At 64.0% G+C, this 20240-nt stretch carries 20 protein-coding genes; 3 read left to right on the top strand and 17 right to left on the bottom strand.

The features are described from left to right. Positions 1 to 126: 126 nt before the first annotated feature. From Q1B16_RS01495 to Q1B16_RS01485, 3 genes are read right to left on the bottom strand one after another with little or no spacing between them, the layout of a single operon-like run. The gene (locus Q1B16_RS01495) at positions 127 to 864 is read right to left on the bottom strand and encodes an Asp/Glu racemase (RefSeq protein ID WP_299784229.1); all 738 of its coding nucleotides are present in this window, start codon (positions 862 to 864) and stop codon (positions 127 to 129) included. Then, a complete protein-coding gene (locus Q1B16_RS01490) occupies positions 864 to 2024 on the bottom strand; it encodes a Xaa-Pro peptidase family protein (protein ID WP_299784228.1) in 1161 nt (386 codons plus the stop codon). Before Q1B16_RS01490 ends, Q1B16_RS01495 begins: the two co-directional genes overlap by 1 nt. Continuing rightward, entirely contained in the window at positions 2021 to 3064 is a 1044-nt protein-coding gene (locus Q1B16_RS01485) for a pyridoxal-phosphate dependent enzyme (RefSeq protein ID WP_299784227.1), read from the bottom strand. Before Q1B16_RS01485 ends, Q1B16_RS01490 begins: the two co-directional genes overlap by 4 nt. A gap of 136 nt (positions 3065 to 3200) precedes the next feature. Here Q1B16_RS01485 and Q1B16_RS01480 point away from each other — a divergent pair, with 136 nt between their 5' ends. The 3 genes from Q1B16_RS01480 to gdhA all read left to right on the top strand — a co-directional run bounded on the left by Q1B16_RS01480 (position 3201) and on the right by gdhA (position 7983). Then, positions 3201 to 4853 carry a thiamine pyrophosphate-dependent enzyme gene (locus tag Q1B16_RS01480; protein WP_299784226.1) on the top strand — a complete coding sequence of 551 codons (1653 nt, stop codon included), beginning with the start codon at positions 3201 to 3203 and terminating at the stop codon, positions 4851 to 4853. 114 nt (positions 4854 to 4967) lie between these two features. Then, on the top strand, positions 4968 to 6617 hold the full coding sequence (locus Q1B16_RS01475; protein WP_299784225.1) for an acetolactate synthase large subunit: 1650 nt from the start codon (positions 4968 to 4970) through the stop codon (positions 6615 to 6617). Between the two features lie 19 nt (positions 6618 to 6636). Beyond that, entirely contained in the window at positions 6637 to 7983 is a 1347-nt protein-coding gene (gene gdhA / locus Q1B16_RS01470; protein WP_299784224.1) for an NADP-specific glutamate dehydrogenase, read from the top strand. Positions 7984 to 8008: 25 nt separating this feature from the next. Here gdhA and Q1B16_RS01465 read toward each other — a convergent pair whose 3' ends face one another. The 14 genes from Q1B16_RS01465 to Q1B16_RS01400 all read right to left on the bottom strand — a co-directional run bounded on the left by Q1B16_RS01465 (position 8009) and on the right by Q1B16_RS01400 (position 20053). Further along, positions 8009 to 8635: an ABC-type transport auxiliary lipoprotein family protein gene (locus Q1B16_RS01465; RefSeq protein ID WP_299784223.1), complete on the bottom strand. Its 627-nt coding sequence runs from the start codon at positions 8633 to 8635 to the stop codon at positions 8009 to 8011. After that, the gene (locus tag Q1B16_RS01460; RefSeq protein WP_299784222.1) at positions 8632 to 10371 is read right to left on the bottom strand and encodes an MlaD family protein; all 1740 of its coding nucleotides are present in this window, start codon (positions 10369 to 10371) and stop codon (positions 8632 to 8634) included. Before Q1B16_RS01460 ends, Q1B16_RS01465 begins: the two co-directional genes overlap by 4 nt. A gap of 1 nt (position 10372) precedes the next feature. Further along, complete coding sequence (locus tag Q1B16_RS01455) at positions 10373 to 11170, bottom strand: ABC transporter ATP-binding protein (RefSeq protein WP_299784220.1); 798 nt, start codon at positions 11168 to 11170, stop codon at positions 10373 to 10375. Continuing rightward, positions 11167 to 12297, bottom strand: a complete 1131-nt coding sequence (locus Q1B16_RS01450; protein WP_299784218.1) for an MlaE family lipid ABC transporter permease subunit — start codon at positions 12295 to 12297, stop codon at positions 11167 to 11169. The genes Q1B16_RS01455 and Q1B16_RS01450 overlap by 4 nt, the downstream gene beginning before the upstream one ends. Before the next feature lie 170 nt (positions 12298 to 12467). Further along, positions 12468 to 13139 carry a DUF1045 domain-containing protein gene (locus Q1B16_RS01445; RefSeq protein WP_299784216.1) on the bottom strand — a complete coding sequence of 224 codons (672 nt, stop codon included), beginning with the start codon at positions 13137 to 13139 and terminating at the stop codon, positions 12468 to 12470. Between the two features lie 102 nt (positions 13140 to 13241). Further along, the gene (locus tag Q1B16_RS01440) at positions 13242 to 13634 is read right to left on the bottom strand and encodes a CBS domain-containing protein (protein WP_299784214.1); all 393 of its coding nucleotides are present in this window, start codon (positions 13632 to 13634) and stop codon (positions 13242 to 13244) included. Then, positions 13631 to 13810 carry a hypothetical protein gene (locus Q1B16_RS01435; protein WP_299784212.1) on the bottom strand — a complete coding sequence of 60 codons (180 nt, stop codon included), beginning with the start codon at positions 13808 to 13810 and terminating at the stop codon, positions 13631 to 13633. The genes Q1B16_RS01440 and Q1B16_RS01435 overlap by 4 nt, the downstream gene beginning before the upstream one ends. Before the next feature lie 13 nt (positions 13811 to 13823). Continuing rightward, positions 13824 to 14792 carry an FAD:protein FMN transferase gene (locus tag Q1B16_RS01430; protein ID WP_299784210.1) on the bottom strand — a complete coding sequence of 323 codons (969 nt, stop codon included), beginning with the start codon at positions 14790 to 14792 and terminating at the stop codon, positions 13824 to 13826. Positions 14793 to 14795: 3 nt separating this feature from the next. Next, on the bottom strand, positions 14796 to 16019 hold the full coding sequence (gene nqrF / locus Q1B16_RS01425) for an NADH:ubiquinone reductase (Na(+)-transporting) subunit F (RefSeq protein ID WP_299784208.1): 1224 nt from the start codon (positions 16017 to 16019) through the stop codon (positions 14796 to 14798). Next, positions 16016 to 16630: an NADH:ubiquinone reductase (Na(+)-transporting) subunit E gene (nqrE, locus tag Q1B16_RS01420; RefSeq protein WP_299784206.1), complete on the bottom strand. Its 615-nt coding sequence runs from the start codon at positions 16628 to 16630 to the stop codon at positions 16016 to 16018. The genes nqrF and nqrE overlap by 4 nt, the downstream gene beginning before the upstream one ends. Continuing rightward, the gene (locus Q1B16_RS01415; RefSeq protein ID WP_299784204.1) at positions 16627 to 17292 is read right to left on the bottom strand and encodes an NADH:ubiquinone reductase (Na(+)-transporting) subunit D; all 666 of its coding nucleotides are present in this window, start codon (positions 17290 to 17292) and stop codon (positions 16627 to 16629) included. Before Q1B16_RS01415 ends, nqrE begins: the two co-directional genes overlap by 4 nt. A gap of 1 nt (position 17293) precedes the next feature. Further along, positions 17294 to 18088, bottom strand: coding sequence for an FMN-binding protein (locus Q1B16_RS01410; RefSeq protein WP_299784202.1), 795 nt, complete (start codon positions 18086 to 18088; stop codon positions 17294 to 17296). Next, a complete protein-coding gene (locus Q1B16_RS01405) occupies positions 18075 to 18857 on the bottom strand; it encodes an RnfABCDGE type electron transport complex subunit D (RefSeq protein ID WP_299784200.1) in 783 nt (260 codons plus the stop codon). Before Q1B16_RS01405 ends, Q1B16_RS01410 begins: the two co-directional genes overlap by 14 nt. After that, positions 18854 to 20053 (bottom strand): Na(+)-translocating NADH-quinone reductase subunit A, encoded by a 1200-nt coding sequence (locus Q1B16_RS01400; RefSeq protein ID WP_299784198.1) that lies wholly within the window; start codon positions 20051 to 20053, stop codon positions 18854 to 18856. Before Q1B16_RS01400 ends, Q1B16_RS01405 begins: the two co-directional genes overlap by 4 nt. Positions 20054 to 20240 lie beyond the last annotated feature (187 nt).

Here is a 20240-nt window from a genome sequence, read left to right as displayed (position 1 = left end):
GTTTGTTATCGTTGGTGATTTGTCGAGCCCACAGTCTTCGCCAAGACCGGCCCCGTTGGCAAGTCTTCTCCCACGTCAATTTTCCGGGTGTCGTGGAGCAACAGAAGCACTGTCCGCGCGGCCCTGTCACACGACTGCAAACAGCCGTCCGACCTTCTGGATCTGATTGGAAAACCCGGCCAGAGTGCCCAAATGCCAGGCAAGCACCTGGTTGCTGGATAGAACCGGCATGTCCAGTATCGCCTCGACCTCTTCGATGACTTCGAGCGCCCGAAGGTTCGTGCAGGACATGAAAACGGCGTCACATGGCCCATTGCGGCCGACATGGATTGCCGCATCGCGGATCGAAGCCGGGGTGATGCGAACGACGTGTTCTTCGAGAGGTTCGTCGAAACTCCCGAAAGACGCGACCGTGATCCCCTCGGCCTCCAACCCCCGGATCAACGCATCACTGACCGAGGCGACATAGGGGCTGACAAGGCCGATCCGGCGGATCGCGGCGGCCTTGCAGGCGGCGGTCAGGGCGGTCAGTGGATCAGAGACATGCGGTGTCTCGACACCGGCCTTGATCAGCTGCGCCACCCGATCCGCCCCGATGGCGGCGCTGGCCGACGTGCACCCGTACCCCACCGCCGAAAACGCAGCACCCCTCGGCAAGAGCGACGCGGATCGCGTCAAATCGGCCTCCATCCCGCGCAGGGTGTCGAGCGACACTGTCGCACCGGAGGGAACGCGGGACACGAGGCATTCGACGTTGTCGGGCAAAAGCCTTCGGAAATCGCGCTCGATGGTTTCGTCGCTCTGCAGCGTGATCAGCCCGATCTGCGTTGGACGATGTGTGTCGATCGAATAGGGAAGCGGCATCAGATCACCCGCATGTCGCGCGATTGCAGGGATGACAGCACCTCGGGCGCGCCGTCGCGGATCACGATGTTCTCTTCATGAACGAGGAGCTTGCCAGGTCCGACGGTAACCGATGGCTCCAACGTCAGCACCATGCCCGGCACGAGAACGGTGTGATCCTGCGGGATGATCGACGGCCATTCGGTGAGCTGCATCCCCAGACCGTGCCCAAGCCGTCCGGCCTCCATGACGTCGCCGCCCGGATTGGCAACGGCGTTCATGGCGTGGAACAGGTCGGCGATGGTCTTTCCCGGTCGGGCCACCTCCATCGCTGCGTGAACCGCGTCGATGAGGCGGGAATGGGCGCTTTCGACCGATGGCTCCGGTGGGCCAACGCTGAAATTGCGGTCGAAATCGCAAAAATACCCGTCCCAGACCAGACCGGTATCGAGCATCAATACATCACCTTCGGCCAGAGGCGCGTCGGTCGCCGGAGAAATAACATCGCCATACCCGCCAAGATCGGCAGCGCCCGCCAGGTAAGGCACCCAATCCGCGCCCTCTTCCAGGCAAAGCATCTGGAAGCGGCGGAACACCTCGGACAGGAGCATTCCCGCACGAACTGTACCCTGCACCCGGTCGAAGGCGCGGGTCGCGATCTGCGCGGCATGGCGGATCTTGTCGATCTCATGTTCGGATTTCACCAGCCGCAGACGGCGGGTGATCGTGGCATCCCCAAGCAATTGGCGCGGCGACAGGCACTTTTCCAAGCGCCGCAAGTCGGCGAGCGGCATACGCACATGGCTTTCCAGGTGATCCGCGAGGCCGATCCGCCCGCCCGCGGGCGTGATCTCGGCCAGCGTGTCGACCAGAAGACCAATCCCGTCATCGTCGTAATCCGGAGCTGCCCATGTGCGGATGTCAACGATCCAGCTTTGCCGCATCAGATGCGCCCCGATAGAGGGGATCACCGCAATCGGATCGCCCAGCGCGGGCAGGACCACGAACCACGGACGCGTCGGGCTTTCCCAGAACCGTGTAAGGAAGCCGGTGTAGTAGCGGATTTCCGGCTCGGTCGTCAGCAACAACGCGTCCAGCGCGTGCTCGGCCATCAGCGCCTGTGCCGCGCGGGTGCGGGTCCGAAACTCCGAAACCGGAAATCCGCGCGGCGGTTGGGTCATGACGCCTGCTCGCTCAGGATCACGAGAACTCGCGAGACGGCAGAGAGACCAAGCGCCTGTTGGTGGCCCCGCACGGCCAGCAAACCCGCCAGACCTGCGCCGCCCGATGGCGTTGTTGCATAGCCCGCGCCCAAACAGGCGTCGCTTCCCGCCGCGCCCTCGTTTTCGGTGATCAGAAGGAAATCGTCGGCATCCCGTGCCAGTCCCTTCAAGGCGATCAGCGACGGCTCCTTGCAATCGAGCCGCCCCATCGCCGAGTCCGGTCCTTCGGTCACTTGCGCGAATCCGGCCTTGATCGACTCGAACAACGCAGGCGCCGCCTCGGGTTCGACGATTACGATGCGGGGAGCCTCCCCCCAGGCAAGCCGCGCGTAGGCCGCGCAGGCGGCGGCAAGCCCCCCCACCCCAGCCTGAAGGAAAATGTGCGTCGGAGGCGCGGGCATCTGCGCGACCGCTTCCTGCATCAGGACAAGATATCCCTCCATCAAGGTATGCGGCCGGTCGAAGTATCCGGGCCATGAACTGTCCGACAGCAACGCCCAGTCGTGGTCTTTTGCCGCTTGTGCGGCACCTGCCATCGCCTCTTCGTAGATCGCGCCGTGGCGCGTCACCTCGGCACCGAAAGCACGCAGCCGGTCGGCGAAGCTCTCTGGCACGGTCTGCGCAAGGTACACCACCGCGCGCGCGCCGAACGCCTGTGCGCCGGCAGCGACGGACAGCCCATGATTGCCGGCGCTGGCGGTCACATAGGTCCGGCCCTTGGCACGCCCGTCCTCGGCATCGCGCGCGATCACATAGGCCGCGCCCAGCGCCTTGAAGCTGCCCAGCCCCATCCGGCTACGTTCGTCCTTGACGTACACCTTCGCCACGCCCGCCGCCCGCGCCAGTTCAGGGACGTCCTCGAGCGGCGTGACCGCAGCCGCAGGGCACCGGGTCAGCAGTGCCTTGGGCCGCTCTGCATCGGTGCTGGGAAAAGGCACATCGGAAAGCGCCGTCAGGATCGCGTTCGCGTGTTCATGGGTTTTGTGCAGAAGTCTCATGTCCCGATACTGACAGTGCGCAGGCGCGCGTGTCACCTCAGAGCCGACATCCGCGACACCACGACCGACCATCTGTTTGCCCTGTCCCGCGAACCTGTCTAGCGTTTGGGCAAACAACCCGAAGGCCCCGCAGATCATGACCCGCACGAACCATACGCTCCGCGCCGCAGACCATCTTGTCGATCTTCTGGTCGCCCAAGGCACCACCGCCGCCTTTGGAGTGCCGGGCGAAAGCTATCTGCCGGTGCTGGATGCGTTCTACGGCCGCGAGACCGACATCCGCTTCATCACATGTCGACAGGAAGGCGGCGCCGCGATGGCGGCCGACGCTTATGGCAAACTGACGGGGCGTCCGGGCATCTGTTTCGCGACGCGCGGGCCGGGTGCAACAAACGCGAGCGCGGGGGTGCATGTGGCCTATCAGGACTCGACCCCGATGATCCTGTTCCTGGGCCAGGTCGCACGCGACATGATTGATCGCGAGGCGTTCCAGGAAATCGACTACCGGCGCATGTTCGGGCAGATGGCCAAGTGGGTCGCGCAGATCGACGATGCCTCCAGGCTTCAGGAATATGTCAGCCGCGCCTTTCGCGTGGCGATGTCGGGTCGCCCCGGCCCAGTGGTGCTCGCCCTGCCCGAGGACATGCTTTACGACGAGATCACCCCGCCGACACCACCCGCCCGGATCGAGGCTCCGCGTTTTTTACCATCCGGTAAAATTTTGGAGTCGCTGAAGGCGCGCATCGCCGAAGCGAAGGCTCCGCTGGTCATGGCAGGTGGCGGGGGGTGGACCAAAACCGGCATCGCGGCGCTTGCGCGGTTTGCCGAGACACAGGGCCTGCCCGTGTCGGTGTCCCTGCGCTGTCAGGGCCTCATGGACAACCGCCACCCGAACTACATCGGTCACTACGGTGTCGGCACGCCGCCCTATCTGCGGCAGATCATGGAAGAGACCGATCTGCTCATCGCCATCGGCCCCCGCCTGGGGGAAATGACGACCGCCGGATATACGATCCTGACGCCCCCGGTGCCGGATCAATCGCTGGTGCATGTGTTTCCCGAACCCGAAGAAATCGGGCGCGTCTTCGAGCCTGAAATCGCGGTGGTGGCGGATACCGAAAGCTTCTGCGTGGAGGTGGCGTCTTGGGACGCCATCGCGCCGGAGCGGTTCGTGAACCGTACGAAAGACCTGCGCGAAACGTACGGTTCGTTCAGCGATCCCGCGTCGGTGCCCGACGATCCTCTGGCGCCCTATTTCGCGCATCTGGCGGACACGCTGCCCGACGACGCGATCCTGTGCAATGGCGCGGGAAACTACGCCGGGTGGCTGCACCGCTTCTACCGCTACCGCGCGCCGGGATCGCAGCTTGCGCCCACATCGGGGTCGATGGGCTATGGCCTTCCCGCCGCCGTCGCCGCCGCGATCTGTGAACCGACGCGCGAGGTGTTCGCCATTGCGGGCGACGGGTGTTTCATGATGACCTGTCAGGAAATGGCCACGGCGGTGCATCACGACCTGAACCTGACCGTGATCATCATCGACAACGCCCGCTACGGTACGATCCGTGCGCATCAGGAACGCGAATACCCCGACCGGGTGTCGGGCACGGCGCTGACCAATCCCGATTTCTGCGCCTTCGCGCAATCCTTCGGGGCCCATGCCGAGAAAGCACGGGATTTCGACAGCTTTGTCGCCGCCGTCGCTGCAGCGCGTGACCGGGGTGGTGTCAACCTGATCGAGGTAAAGGCCGACCCGTCCTATTTGTCGCCCGGCAAACGCCTGGAGTGACGCCGGTCCGAAAGGCCACGGGAACGTATCACCCCTACCGGGGTTCCTCTTCCGCTCGCCATCCGAGGGCGCAAGCCTATCTACGAGCAGAGCCCATACAAGGAAGAGACCAACGTGACCAAAGCCAGCGACCTGTTTGTGCGATGCCTCGAAGCGGAAGGCGTCAAACGCATCTTCGGCGTGCCGGGCGAAGAAAACGCCGACATGCTGATGTCGCTGCAAAACTCGTCGATCGAGTTCGTCCTGTGTCGCCATGAACAGGGGGCGGCATTCATGGCGGCCGTGCATGGCCGTCTGACCGGATCGGTCGGCGTGTGCCTTGGCACGCTTGGGCCGGGGGCCACGAACCTGATGACCGGGGTCGCTGACGGGAACATGGACCGCGCGCCGCTGCTCGTGATCACGGGTCAGGCCGCGACCACACGGCAGCACAAGGAAAGCCATCAGGTGATGGACGTGGTCGGCATGTTCAAATCGGTCACGAAGTGGTCGCAGGCGATCCTGTCCCCCGATGCCATTCCGGAAATCGTGCGCAAGGCGGTCAAGCTGGCCGAGGCGGAAAAGCCCGGCGCGGTACATATCGAACTGGCCGAGGACGTGGCCGCGACGGAGACCGACGCCAAACCTCTCAAGGTCGTGCCGGTGCGCCGATCGGCACCGGACAGCAAGGCGCTGGATCAGGCATGGGACTTGATCGCGGCGGCCAAGCGGCCGCTGATCATCGCGGGCAACGGCACCATCCGCACCCGTGCCAGTGCCGCGCTTCGGGCGTTTTGCGACACCACGGGCATCGGGGCGCTGATGACCTTCATGGCGAAAGGCGCGCTGGATCTGGACGATCCGCGATGCCTGTTCACCATTGGGATGGGACAGCGCGATTTCCCGATGCCTATGGTCGAGGATGCCGATCTCATCATCACAATGGGCTACGATATGGTCGAATACCCGCCGAGCAGCTGGAATCCCAAGGGCGACACCAAGATCGTGCATATCGACTTCCTGCCCGCCGAAGTGGACAACACCTACATTCCGGAGGTGGAGATCGTCGGGGACCTCGCGGCGGCGATCTCTGCTCTGGAGGATCGCGCCAAGGTCGCGCAGCTTGACTACGATGTCTCGGCCCAAGTGGCGCTGCGCGACAAGATGCAGGCCGAGTTCGCCATGCATGCCGACGAAACCGGCGAAGGCCCGATCACGCCGCAGAAAGCGATTGCCGATGTCCGCGCCTGCCTTGGCCCTAACGATATTCTGCTGTGTGGCGTAGGCGCGCACAAGATGTGGGTCGCGCGCCAGTACCAATGCCACGAGCCGGGGACGTGCATCATCTCGAACGGGTTTTGCTCTATGGGGATGCCGCTGCCCGGTGCCATCAGTGCCGCAATTAGTTGCCCGGGGCGCAAGGTGCTTGGGCTGGTGGGTGACGCGGATTTCTTGATGAACGTGCAGGAAATGGAAACCGCGCGGCGGCTCAATTCCGACATCACGATGCTGGTCTGGGAGGACAAGGCCTACGGTCTGATCGCCTGGAAGCAGGAGCAGGAGTTCGGCAGTCACACCGATCTGTCCTTCGGCAATCCGAACTGGATGGATCTGGCCAAGAGCTTTGGCTGGCACGGTAGCACCTGCACCCGTGCCGAAGACCTGCGAACCCATCTGACCGTTGCTCTCGATACCGCTGGACCGTCACTTGTGGTGATGCCGGTGGATTACCGCGAAAACATGAAGCTGACGGAACGCTTGGGAGAGTTGACGGTCAGCCTCTAATCAAAAAAGGACAGGCTTCATGAGCAGCAGCAAGATCGACCTCGACGGTTTTCTTTCCACCCTCAAGGACCGCACCCCGGGCGAGAATGCCTTTCACCAGGCGGTGAACGAGGTGATCCCCGACCTGATCCCGGTCGTCAACGAAACACCGGCCTACCGCGATGCGGCGATCCTTGAACGGTTGACCGAACCCGACCGCATCGTGTCGTTCCGCGTCGAATGGCGCGACGATGACAATGTCGCCCACGTCAACCGCGGCTACCGCGTGCAATTCAATTCGGCCATCGGACCCTACAAGGGCGGGCTGCGCTTTCACCCGTCGGTGAACCAGTCGATCCTGAAATTCCTTGGCTTCGAACAGACGTTCAAGAACGCGCTGACCGGCCTGCCGATGGGCGGCGGCAAGGGCGGCGCGGATTTCGATCCGTCAGGGCGCTCCGACGACGAGATCATGCGCTTTTGCCAGTCCTTCATGCAGGAGCTTCACCGCCATATCGGCCCGGATATCGACATCCCCGCCGGAGACATCAATGTCGGCACGCGCGAGATCGGATGGATGTTCGGCGAGTACCGTCGCATCACCAACAGGTTCGCTGGGGTGCTGACCGGCAAAGGGCTGGCCTTTGGCGGCAGCGAGATGCGGACCGAGGCCACAGGCTATGGTGTCGTGCAATTTCTCTGTCACATGCTGGCCGAGCATAACGATCAGATCGACGGCAAGACCATTGTCATTTCGGGCGCCGGAAATGTGGCGACATTCGCGGCTGAGCTGGCTGTCTGCAACGGCGGCAAGGTCGTGACGCTGTCGGACAGCAAGGGGTTCATCCACGACAAGAATGGGCTGACGCAGGACAAGATCGACTGGGTGCGCGATCACAAGTCGAAACCGGGTGCGAGCCTTGAGGCCTATGCCGACGAATTCGACGCCACATGGCATGCCGATAAGACGCCTTGGGATGTTGCCTGCGATGCTGCCCTGCCCTGTGCCACGCAGAACGAACTTGGTGAGGATGGCGCCAAGGCGCTGATCGACAACGGATGCAAGGTGATCGTCGAAGGCGCCAACATGCCGACGACGACCGAGGCGAAGGATGCGTTTCGCGAGGCCGGGGTGCTGTTTGCGCCCGGCAAGGCCGCCAATGCTGGTGGCGTTGCGGTGTCCGGGCTGGAGATCAGCCAGAACCGCCAGCGCCGCAGCCAGTCCCGCGATGATCTGGCCGAGGCGCTGAAGGACATCATGCAGGACATCCACGACAACTGCGCGGAGGCGGGCAAGACCGGAGACGGTGTCGACTACACGACGGGGGCCAATGTCGCGGGCTTCAAGAAGGTGGCCGATGCGATGTGCGCAGCCGGAATCGCGTGACAATCGGCGTGACCAGAGAGGAGCCCTAGATCGCGCTCTGCACCCACGCGGCGAATTCGGCAAAGACCTGATCCGACGCCCCGCTGAAGGCGTCGATCACGGCATTGGTTTCCGTAGAGGTGGCAGGCATGCTGGCGGTGAACCGGCGACTGGCCACGATGCGTGCGTCGCGTTCGCGCACCATCCGCACCAGAAGCGTGATATTCGCCACGGCGCTTTCCCCGTCCGGCGTCACCTGCGCCTGAAAATCGATGACTTCGGTCACAATGGCATAGTCGCCGCTGACCCCGAGCGGCTCGCGGCCCACATAGCGCACGGCCCCCGTCGCTTCGATGGACCGCAGCATCAGCGTTTGAACCATCACCGGCGTTGGATCGCTCCACCGTACATCTGGTAGGTATTGCGCCTGCAACGCGTTCGGGCGGATCATGATGCGGTCGGTGGACAAGGCGCCGCTGGTGGTTGGCAGCTCGATAATGACATCGCTTGGTGCCGGTGCCCCGCGTGTCGCGGTGATCGTATCGGGCGCGCGCAATTCGTAGACGTCCAAAGGCGTTGCGGCGTCGCTCACGGCGGAAATGGCGGCGCATCCCGACAGGGCCGTCAGGGCAGCCAAGGCAATCGCTTTGCGCAGCAGGGTGAGCATTTTCATCGTCTGAACTCCGGCGTTTCGCGGTCGAGGAAGAACCGCGCTGGGTCACGCTGTATCTGATCGGTCAAACGATCCAGATTTGCAATCAAGGCGCGCGTTTCCTGCGCCAATCGGGAATAAAGCGGCAACGCTGTTGTCGTGAATTCCTGAATCGACGGAGAGGACGCATCGGTCAGGCGGCGCAATTCGGCAAAGGTGGCGGACGCCGATTGGCTGGCCGCGCGCAGATCCGCCGACATGCCCGGTATTTCGTCGGACACCTGCCCGATGGCGCCGTTCAGGCTTTCGAGCGATTGCTCCAGCCCCGCAATGATGCCCGACAGGTCTTCGTTGATGACCCGGTCCGCGCCGGTGAAGGCGCGTTCCGCAGCGCCCAGCGCCCGGTCGCCGGTTTCCAAAGCGCCGTTTATCGCCGACAGGGTTTCGTTGGCGTTGGCAAAGGATACACGCGCGTCCTCGAGTGTGACGCGGGCGGTTTCCAGAACGGCTTCGGCCGACGCGCTGGACGCCGTGAGGTTATCGCCAACTTCGGTCGCCACGGTGCGGAAGGTCTCGGCGGTCTGGCGGATGTCCTCGATGATGACGGGCAGGTCTTCGTTCGCGATGGTCGCAACCGAAGCAATGGCGCGGTCCGCGTCCGCTACCATCGCGCGGGTCTCGGCCAGCAGGGGCGTACCCTCTTCGCGGACCAGGGTGTCGATATTTCCTGCCGTCTCACCGACGATGGCGGCGGCCCCGTCCAACCGTGCGATCAGGGCATCGGTGGCTGTCAGCGTCGCTTGCGCCTCTTGCAGCCGCGCGGTGGCGGTTTCGCCCGTTGTGTTGAGCGTCGCCATAAGCGCGCGCGCATCGGCGGAGAGCGCGGTGATTTCCTGTTGCAGCGCCGTCGCGGTCGCACGCAGCTCTTCCGTGGTCTGGCTGAGGTCCGATGCCACGTATTCCTCGGTGCGGGTGATGGCCGATTGCGCGCTGGCCAGCGTGTCGGAGCCTGCGGCCAGCACGCCCTTGCCCTGCTCGGACAGTTCACCGATCGACACCAGAGTGGTATCCGCAGTGCGGAGGACATCGGTCAGGTCGCCCGTCAAGGTGTTGAGCGTTTCGTTGAACAAATTGATCTGTTCGGCAAAGTCGTTGACCGTGGTGCTGATCCCGGCGAACCCCTCGAGCGTGTCGGCAAAATCGGCCGAAGCGGTTTCGACATTGACGATGATGCTGTTGATCCGCTCGCGGTTTTCACCGCCCAGCAATTCACCGATATCGTTGACCAGCGTCAACGCCTCTTCCAAAAGGCGCGGGGCGTCTTCGGACAGGCTCTGCAGGGTGGATCGGCCAGCGGTGATCTCGGGGACGGGCTCTTCCTCGGTCGGCTCGAGCAGATCGGCCGAGGGTGTTCCGGGGTCGATCCCGACGAAGGACACGCCGGTGACGCCCTGCGCCTCGATCGTGGCGACGCTATCGGTTCTGACAGGGGTTTCGGCATCGACCTCGACCCGGACGAGGATCGTGCCGTCTTGATTGGGCGATAGTCTTACATCCACAACCTGCCCTACGGGCAAACCGCTGAACCGCACGTCCGAGGCATTGCTCAATCCCGCGACCGACGAGAAGCGGATGTCGTAGTAATCGAATTGGCGGTCCAGTTCGACTTGGGCAAACCACAGGAAAAACCCGAGGATTCCCACCAACCCGGCAAGCGTGAAGGCTCCGATCAGGACAAAATTCGCCTTGGTCTCCAAGTCAGTCGCCTTTCTTTTCGGACGCGCGCGGTTCGGCCTGAGCCGCAGCCCGCGCGCGCGGTCCGTGGAAATACTCGTGGACCCACGGGTGATCGACGTCCAGCATATCTTGCATCGTGCCAGTCACCAGCACCTTTCGTTCCGCAAGCACTGCGATGCGATCACAGGTCGCGTGCAACGTGTCGAGATCATGCGTGACCAGAAACACAGTCAGACCAAGCGAGTGGCTCAAGCCCCGGATCAACTGATCAAAGGCCGCGGCCCCGATCGGATCAAGCCCGGCTGTCGGTTCGTCCAGGAACACGATGTCCGGATCGAGCGCGAGTGCCCGCGCAAGGCCCGCGCGCTTGCGCATGCCGCCCGAAAGCTCGGAGGGGTATTTGTCACCGGCAAGATATTGCAGACCCACCATCGAGATTTTCAGATCGGCAAGGTTGCTTCGGATCGCAGGGTCGAGCCCGGGAATTGCCCGCATCGGCACTTCGATGTTTTCGCGCACGGTCAGCGACGAAAACAGCGCGCCATCCTGAAACATCACGCCCCAGCGGTTCTCCAACGCCTGTCGGGTGTCCTCATCGGCGTTGAGAACATCCGTGCCAAGCACATCGACGCTGCCCGCCGCCGGTCTCTGCAACCCGGCAATGGTGCGCAGCAACACCGATTTCCCGGTGCCCGAACCGCCGACAACCCCAAGGATCTCGCCGCGATAGACGTCGAGGTCCAGATCCTCATGCACGACCTGCGACCCGAACTGGTTGCGAATGCCGCGCAGTTTGATGACCACCTCCCGCTCGGTCATATGCCGATCCGCGCGAAGAAGATCGAGAACACCGCGTCGGCCACGATCACGGCAAAGATCGCCGTCACCACAGCGTTGGAGGTCATGCGGCCCAGTGACTCCGCATTGCTTTGGACCTGCATGCCGGCATGACAGCCGACGACCCCGATGATGAGCGCGAAAAACGGCGCTTTGACGAGCCCGACAAAGACGTGGTCGACCGATGTGCCTTCGACAAGACGCGTCATGAACATGGCAGGCGAAATGCCAAGGTCGATCCACGACATCAGCCCACCGCCGAAGAGACCTGCAAGGTTTGCGATCAGCCCGAGGATTGGCAACATGATGAGCAGCGCCAGTATCCGAGGCACAAAGAGGTTCATCGCCGGATCAAGGCCAAGCGTGCGCATGGCGTCGATTTCCTCGCGCATCTTCATGGAGCCGATGGCCGCCGTGAACGCCGAGGCGGTGCGCCCGGCGACGATGATCGCCGTCAGAAGGATGCCCAACTCGCGCAGGACGGAGATGGCGATCAGGTCCACCACGAAAACCTCGGCACCGAACTGGCGCAGCTGGGTCGAACCCTGAAAGGCCAGTACGACGCCGATGAGAAAGGCCATGAGCGCCACGATCGGCACGGCTTTCAGACCGACCTCTTCGCAATGGTGTACCAGCGACGTCAGGCGGAATTCGCTCGGGTGGCGTATGGCCCGCCCGAGGCGGTGCAGGAACATGCCAAGATACGCGGTCAAGGCCCGCAAGAAAGCGACGCCCGACATGACCTTGCGGCCAAACCTGTCGAGCCAGGCTTTGAAAGTCAGCCGTTCTTCGGCCACGGCCTGTTTTTCCGGCATGGCCTGTTCAACGCTTTCGAGCAGGCTGGCGGCCTCGCTGCTGGCACCGGTGATCGACACGTCCCGGCCCGCGTCTGCAAATCGTGTTTGCAGTTGCACCAGCGCCCAAGCGCCCGCCGTATCGAGCCGATCGAGCGCCGAGATGTCGAGTGTGCTGACGTCATCCGGCGCGAGCGCCTGCAATTCGGTGCGGGCCGCGGTCACGGTGTAGATGGTCAACGGCCCGGACAGGTGCATCTCGCCGGATGTCTCACCCGGTCGAAGGGAAAATCCGGCTGCGTCGCGACCTGTCATGTCCGTGTGTTCGCACGCGTGATGCGTGCATTTCCCGATCTGTTTCGACCTGCTGTCATGCGCGCACGCTATCTTGGCGCAACGGAATGGGAAAGCCGCTATTGGGACGCAGCTGTGATGCGCGGCGCGAGTGTGATCCAAGGATTCCGCCCGATCCTGTGAGCGGTCTCTCAGCCCGTCAGGGGATACCGTTGGATCACTTCGAAATGCCCATCCTCACGTTCACCGACCAAGGTGATCGCGTCGAGGACAAACGGGGACGGCAGATCAGGCATCCGCGCGCGGAGTGTTTCCGTCCAGAATGCGATGTCGGCTTTCGGCAGCTGTCCGGTCAGGGTCATGTGAAAGCGGAAATCCTCCATGACGTAGGGATAACCCCATCGTTCGAGAGTGCGTTGTTGTCGGTCGCTCAACCGCGATTTCTGGCGTGCGGCCAATTCCGCTTCGGTTGAGGCCGCACGAAACCCATCAAGCTTTGCCACACAGTCCGACGCCACCTGCGACACGGCCGCAGCATCGCCGACGGCTGTCAAAGCAAGGAAGCGACCAAGACGGGAGAGCTCCAACCCGTCGCATGACGCCGGTGCCACATCGCACGCCACCTCGGCCACTGCGTCGCGCAATTGCCGGATATCCGCGCCGTCGGCCAACCGGAAGGGCGGCTTCAGCGTCGCGTGAAAGCCGTATCGGCGCGGGCGTTCGGTGATCTGTGCAAGCCCCGGCAGGTCAGGTTGCGATGTGGTTTTGCCGGTGTCGATATCCCAGCCCAACCACTCCGCCCCGAACCGGGCGAACACGCCGGAGGGCGGGACGTAGTAGATGGCGTATCGTCTGTGGGACACGGCGTCTCGTCTTGGTGCGGTGCAAAGCGTTTGTTCGTTGCATAACAAAGGCATTGGAAAAGCGCACGGACCAAGATCATTCCGTCCTCAAAAGGCTGGGGTTCATCCCAGCCGAACCAGCTCGGTCAGGATGTCCGAGCGGTGGATGACGCCCACCACCTGTCGCCCATCCAAGACCGGAAACACGCGGTGCGGATAGGTCAGAAACATCTCGGCCACCTTGATAAGGTCGTCTTGTGCATTCGCAGTGACGACGTCACGGCTCATGTGATCGCCCACTTTGCCCGTCCATTCGCGGTAGTAGCTGGCGTGAAGTGCCGAGTGGAAACAGTCCTTCTGTGTGATCAGCCCCGCCAGGCGACCATCCTCGGTCAGCACAGGGGCCGCAGCAGCGCGGGCGTCGACCAATTGAGCCGCCGCCCGTCGGATCGGCGTGTCCGCGGTCAGGGTCGGAAACTCCGTCCGCATGATGGTGGCGATGGGTTTCTTGCTCATTCCGTCACCTCGGCATCGCGGCGCGCGCGCAATGGACAATCGGCGCAGCGGCCTTCGGGCCGGTTCGCAGCGGCACTGCAAGTGGTCAGGGCCGGTCCTCGACCCAGCATGAGGCCGAGCCCCAGTCCTACGGCGGACAATCCGATGATCGCGACAGCGATGACAACTTCCATCATTGACGTCTTCCCTTCATGTCAGGACCTCGCCGATGCCGCCGGTCTCGACCCTGCGCAGCGCCGTCCCGGACTCGTAAAGAAAGAGCGCGGCGATGTCGTTTGCGCGTGCAAGTGCAGGACCCGCATCATCGCCGGCGGCAAACAACGCAGTCGCCCAGCCATCCGCCGTCATCGCGTCGGAAGCGAGCACCGTGACAGAGCGTAACGCGCCCTGAACCGGCTCGGCGCGCTTGGGGTCAATGATGTGTCCCCAGGTGCGACCATTGAGAATATAGCTCTGCGCGCTGAGGCCGGAGGTGGCGACGGCCAGCCCCGCAGGCAAATTCAAGTGGGCAGCAGGAGGCTGCAATGGGTTTGGATGCTCGATCGCAAGCCGCCAGTCGCGACCCTCGGGGTGGCGCCCCAACGCCCGCAACTCTCCTCCGAGATCGAACAGGACGTTGTCCAAACCTGCCCCTTGTGCCAGTTCAACGGCCCGATCCAGCGCCCGCCCTTTTGCGATACCGCAGAGATCCAACGTGAGGTCGCCTTGCGACTTGGAAAGGCGACTGCCCTGAGCCGAGAGGCTCCGCCAGTCGGGCGAACCTCCGCGTTCGATCGGCCCGAACCCCCATCGCGCCACCAGCGGTCCCACCGTTGGATCGAACGCGCCCTCGCTTTGGCGCGCCAGGTGCAAGGCAGCTTGTGCCACTCCGATCATCTCCTCGCTGACGGACAGACCTGAGGCGCTGGCGTTGAAATGGCTGATGACGCTGTCGGTTCGCCACGGCGACATCTCGCTGTCGATGTCTTGGAAGAGGGCATCAAGTGAAGGCCGAAGAGTGCCAAGGTCAGCTCCCTCGGGGCCCGTGATCTGCCAATGCGTGCCAAAAGCGGCACCTTCGAGAAGTTCGGGTGTGGCCGCGTGGAGACGGGGCGGAGCGGCGAGGATCGCGCCCAGACCGATCATGAAATCGCGCCGTGATGGAAAGTGGCTTTGCATGTCTCAGGCTCCGAAATCGTCGTAAAAGATGGAGTCGGGCTCAACGCCCAACCGTTCCAGCGTGCCAAGAACCGCCGAAATCATCACCGGCGGGCCGCAGAGGTAGTATTCGCACTCCTCGGGCGCGGGGTGGCTGGCCATTTCCGCGCGCAGGACCTCGTGGATGAACCCGGTCGCGCCAGTCCATCTGTCGCCGGGGGCCGGGTCGGACAGCGCGGGTGTCCAGCTGAAATTCCTGTTGTCATGCGCAAGAGCCTCGAACTCCCGCGCGTAGAACAGATCGGAGGCCGTCCGCGCGCCGTAGAAGTAGCGGATGCGGCGGGTGGTGCCGCGACCGAGTTCCTGATGGATCATCGCCCGCAGCGGAGCCATGCCGACGCCGCCACCGACATAGACCATTTCGCAGTCGGTGGGCTGGACGTGGAACTCTCCGAACGGGCCCGAAAGGGTGACGGCATCCCCCGGCTCCAGTTTGAAAAGCCAGGACGAGACGATCCCCGGCGGAATGTCGTGTTCGCGCCCGGCGGGCGGCACGGCGAGGCGGATGTTGAAGACGGCGGTGCCTGCGTCCTCGGGGCGGCTGGCAAGCGAATAGGCGCGGGTCACGTCAGTGTCGGAGGAAACCCGCATTTTGCGCCAGCCCGCGATCTCCCACGCGTCACGGAAGGCGTCAGGCACATCCAGTGTCGCGAAGTCGAGTTGATAGGGCGGTGCGGTGATCTGCATGAAATCCCCCGCGTGAAAGTCGCTCGGCCGGTCTTTGGGCAGGTCGAGCACGATCTCGCGGATCAGCGGTGCCAGCATCCGGGTCGAGGCGACGGTGCAGACGAAGCCCCCGCCTGCGCTCAGGATGCCTTCGGGCACTTCGACGGCGCAATCGCCGCGCAGGCTGGTCTGGCAGGCCAAGCGCACGTGATCGCGCCGCTCCTTCGGCGACAAAACACCCCGCTCGGTCGCTTGCGGTTCGCCCGCCCCCTCTCCGGTAACAGTGACACGGCACAGCCCGCAGGTGCCCTTGCCGCCACAGGCCGCAGGGATCGGGATATCGGCGTTGTGCAACGCATCGAGCAGCTTGTCCCCTCGCTGCGCCGTGATGTGCCGCGCGCCGTTCACGTCGATGTCCAGCGCCTCGGCCGGGATCAACCGCCGCCGCAAGACCAGCAACCCGGTCGCCAATCCAAGGACCAGCGCCACGATCACGAAACTGCCCAGCGCGATTTCCGTCATGGCGACACCGCCATCTGCGCGAAGGACGCAAAGCCCAGCGACATCAGCCCGGTCAGGACAAACGCGATGCCCAGACCCCGCAACCCGGCAGGCAAATCGGCATAGGCCAATCGCGTACGCAGCGCACCCAGCATCCCGACCGCGATGGCAAAACCCAGCCCGCTGCCGAGCCCGAAGACAGCCGACTCCGCCAGAGTGTAGGCCCGTTCCACCATGAAGAGGCTGCCTGCAAGGATCGCGCATTGCACCGTCAGAAGCGGCAGGAAGACCCCGAAGGCCGCGTGGATCGTCGGGAAGAACCTGTCAAGCACCATTTCCAGCAGCTGCACCGTCGCCGCGATCACGCCGATAAAGGCGATCAGCGCCAGGTAGGACAGGTCAAGTTCGGGCAATCCGGCCCAGGCCCATGCGCCCGGAGCCAGAAGCCCCTCGTAGATCAGCCAGTTGAGCGGCACCGTCACACCCAGCACGCCGGTCATCGCGATGCCAAGACCGATGGCGCTTTCGGGGCGTCTGGACAGAGCGAGGAAGGTGCACAGACCCAGAAACAGCGTCAGCGGCATATTGTCGACAAAAGCCGCCGACAGGAAAAGGGCCCATAGCTCGGTCATTCCGCTGGCCTCACGTCGGCGGGTGGCACGTGTTCGGGGGCCTCGACCTGCTCGGGCTGGACTGACCGGATCGCCCAAACCAGACCGCCCAGCAAAAAGAACGCCGACGGCGCGAGCAGCATCAGGCCGAGCGGCGTGAACCATCCGCCCGCATCCGTCAGCGGCAGCACCTGCCAGCCGAAAAGTTGCCCGCGCCCGAAAAGCTCCCGCACCCCACCGATGACCAGTACGATCAGCGAATAGCCCAGCCCGTTGCCAAACGCGTCCACCGCTGCCGGGAACGGCGCATGGTGGCGCGCATAGGCTTCGGTACGGCCCAGCACGAGGCAGTTGGTGGTGATCAGGCCGACATAGATCGACAGCGCGCGGCTGATTTCGGAGAGATAGGCTTGCAGCACCTGGTCGATGACGATCACTAGCGACGCGACGATGACGATCTGCACGATCAGACGGATCGTGTCGGGGATGTGGCGACGGATCAGGCTGATGAGGATTGCCGACAGCGTCAGCACCACGGTCAGCGACACCGACATGGTCAGCGCCGTCGCCAGAGAGGTTGTCACCGCCAGCGCCGAACAGATGCCGAGGATTTGCAGCGTCACCGGGTTCTGCCGGATCAGTGGCTCGGTCAGCGTTGTCCAGATGTCGAAACGCGCGGGCATGTCAGAACTCCCCGCGTTCGATGGCGCGGATCAGCGGGCCGTAACCGTCTGAGCCAAGCCAGAAGCGCACCATGTTCGAAATCCCCCGCCCCGTGCGCGTTGCCCCGGTAATGCCGTCCACCTGGTAGGGTCCCGACGCATCGCCCCGCGCCACGTTGAAACGCAGCTCACCGCTGTCGTCGCGTATCTCGGTGCCCGGGAAGCTGGCCTGCCAGGACGGGTCCTCGATCCGCCCGCCAAGGCCGGGGGTTTCGGAATGGCTGGTGATGGCGATGCCTGCGATGGTATTCATGTCGCCTTCAAGCGCGAGGATCGCGTCGATGCGTCCGCCATAGCCCTGCCCTGTCATCGGCAGCAGGACGAGGGAAATCGCGTCGCCCTGACGCAGCAGGAAGATCTGCGCATAATCGGGCCGCTGACCCAGATCGGCTAGGTCCGCACCGGCATCGAGCGCCGTCCAGTTGCCGGTATCGGCCAGAGCGGTGTCCAGAGTGTCAGTCGTCACGTCCTGCGCCGCACGCCCGTCGTCGAGGTCGATCACCACGGTCGACAACGTGCCGCCGGATTGTTCCAGCAGGTCGGCCATGCCGGGAATGCCGCGCACCAGCGCCTCGATCCGGGCCTGTTCCTCGGCGGCGCGGTTGGCGGCCTGGATCGGCCGCAGCAGCACAGTCGCGCCGCTGACCATCAGGGCACAGACCGCCGCCACGAGAAACGCCATGACGAGCGTCTTGGTCCGGCTTTCATTCGGCAGGGCAAGGAAGCGCCGCCACGGGTTGCGGTCAGGATCGGCCATGTCGCCTCCGTCTTTGAGCATACCAGAGTGCCAGTGCCACCTCGTCGAGGACGGGTGCCGCAAGCGATGTCAGAAGGGCGGCGGCGACTGCGAATTGCACCGGCGCAGCGTCCTGCCAACCCGTCGCGAAGAGGATCACCAACGCGACGTAGAGCAGACCATTGAGCCAGCGGCCCAGCATCGTCGTGGCACTCGTGACCGGATCGGCCACGAGCAGGACAAGCACGACGCCCGCCGCGGGCAGCGCAAATGAGGGCAACACGCCCAACGCGACCGCGCCGGTCGCGCCTAACGTTGCAGCGAAAATGACGCCTCCGGGCAAAACGCCCATGAAGACGCCAATCACCGCGGTCGGGATCGCGGCCCAGGCCACTGGCGTCATGATCTCGGGCCATGGAAAGCCGGGGAACCCAAAGCCCAGAAAGGACAGCGCCACGGTCGCCGGATTGACCACGTTGCGACCCCAGCCGCCAAAGACCAATTCGCCCATCACGGCACCGAAACTGATTCCGAGAATCAGACGGAACGGCCCCAGCCCCTCGGGCGCGAGCATCGCCACCGCCAGTGCTGTGATCACCGCCGACAGAGAGATCGGCTGCGCGCGGGCCAGCAGGAAGACAAGGTGCCAGATCGCAAGAACCAGCGCCGCCAGTGCAAGGCGCTGCACCTCTTCCATGCCGCCGAACCACAGCCAGAAAAGCGCCAGCGGCAGATACGCCGCCAGGAGCACGATCGCCACGGTCTCTCGTGTCCAAAGGCCCCGGATCATGCCGCGAACTCCGTCCTGATCCGGTCCAACATGCCACGCAAAAGCTCTGACAGGTGCGCGTTTCCGCCCAGCACGTAATCGGCCAGTGCGATGTCGTCCTCGAGCAACGACAGTACCCCCATTTTCATCGCTGTCTCGTCGTCGCCCGAACTCAGCGCCCGAACAAAGGCTGCCGCCGGGATCATGCCGCCGAATGCTTGGTCCAGTGCCGCGCTCGGGATCATTGGCTTTGGCGTGGCCGAGCGGGTCAGCGCGGCGACCAGCCAATGCGATGGAGCGCCAGACGTCTCTCGTGGCAGAACGGTGATCTGACGATCACTGGGAGCGAGCCAGTGCGCGGGATGCCCGTCCAGGGGTGATCCTGACAGCAAGGTGTGCTGACCCGGATGGACGATGCGATGGGTCAATCCGCGCAGGTCTGCCCCGACTTGCGTCCGCACCAGACGGCTTTCGCGCAAAGCGGTTCCTTCGACAGCCACAAGCCGCGTCATCGGCAATTGACCGGTTTCGATCAGCGTACCCAGCAATGCGACGTCCTCGGCGTGGATGTCCCAGACCGGAGTGTCGAGCCCCGCAGGACACAGCGCGTGGATGCGCAGCCCCGGCGCACCCTGCGGGTGGCGTCGCCCGCTTTGGACGGTGCGAATTCGATCCGCGCCAGAGCGGTCGATCAGCGCGGGCCCTGGGTGCTGACACACAAAAACGGTGCCGTCCGTCAACATCGACAACGCCCGAAGACCGCGCGAGAACGCCTCTTCGAGCCCGGCAAGTGCCTCGATCGGATCGGGGGCGAAGGGCCGGGTATCGGTCGCCATGACGAAAATGGCAGCCGGACGTTCATCGGAGGCGGGCATCCCGCCAAAGGGACGGCGCCTGATCCACGGCCAGAAACCGGCGCGTTGCATCAGGCGGCGCAGGCCCGGCTCGGTTTCCGCGTCCGAGGTCGGGTGGGTCACGGTATCACCGCCGGTTTCGCCGAAAATCACGATTTCGGACAGCCTGTGCCCCTGCAAAAGCACGCTTCGTGCGACGCGGCCCGGCATCGGTGATACGAAACAAACGTCCGGCGCGTCCCGCAGACGTGCCATCGGCGCGCCCTGCGCGACCGCTGCGCCGTCCTCCACCTCCAACGTCACGCGAGGTGCGGTGCCGTGTGGCGGGCGGATTCCTGCCTCTTCGGTGATAACGTCTTCCACGCCGGGCGCTGCGCGCGGCGGAGATGGGAAGGATAACGTGAGGCCTGAGCGAAAACCGAACTGAAGCATGGGGCATGGGTAGCACGACATCAGGCAAGGGCGTTTGATCTACCGCAATCCGCAAGACCGCGTGCCATGGTAATCTGACAACCGAGTTCCCCGTTGCCACAGACACCGGAGTTGACAC

The organism is uncultured Marivita sp., assembly GCF_947488135.1.
Lineage (GTDB): Bacteria > Pseudomonadota > Alphaproteobacteria > Rhodobacterales > Rhodobacteraceae > Marivita.
The sequence above is the reverse complement of the archived record's forward strand: the minus strand, read 5'-3'. Positions and strand labels throughout refer to the sequence as shown.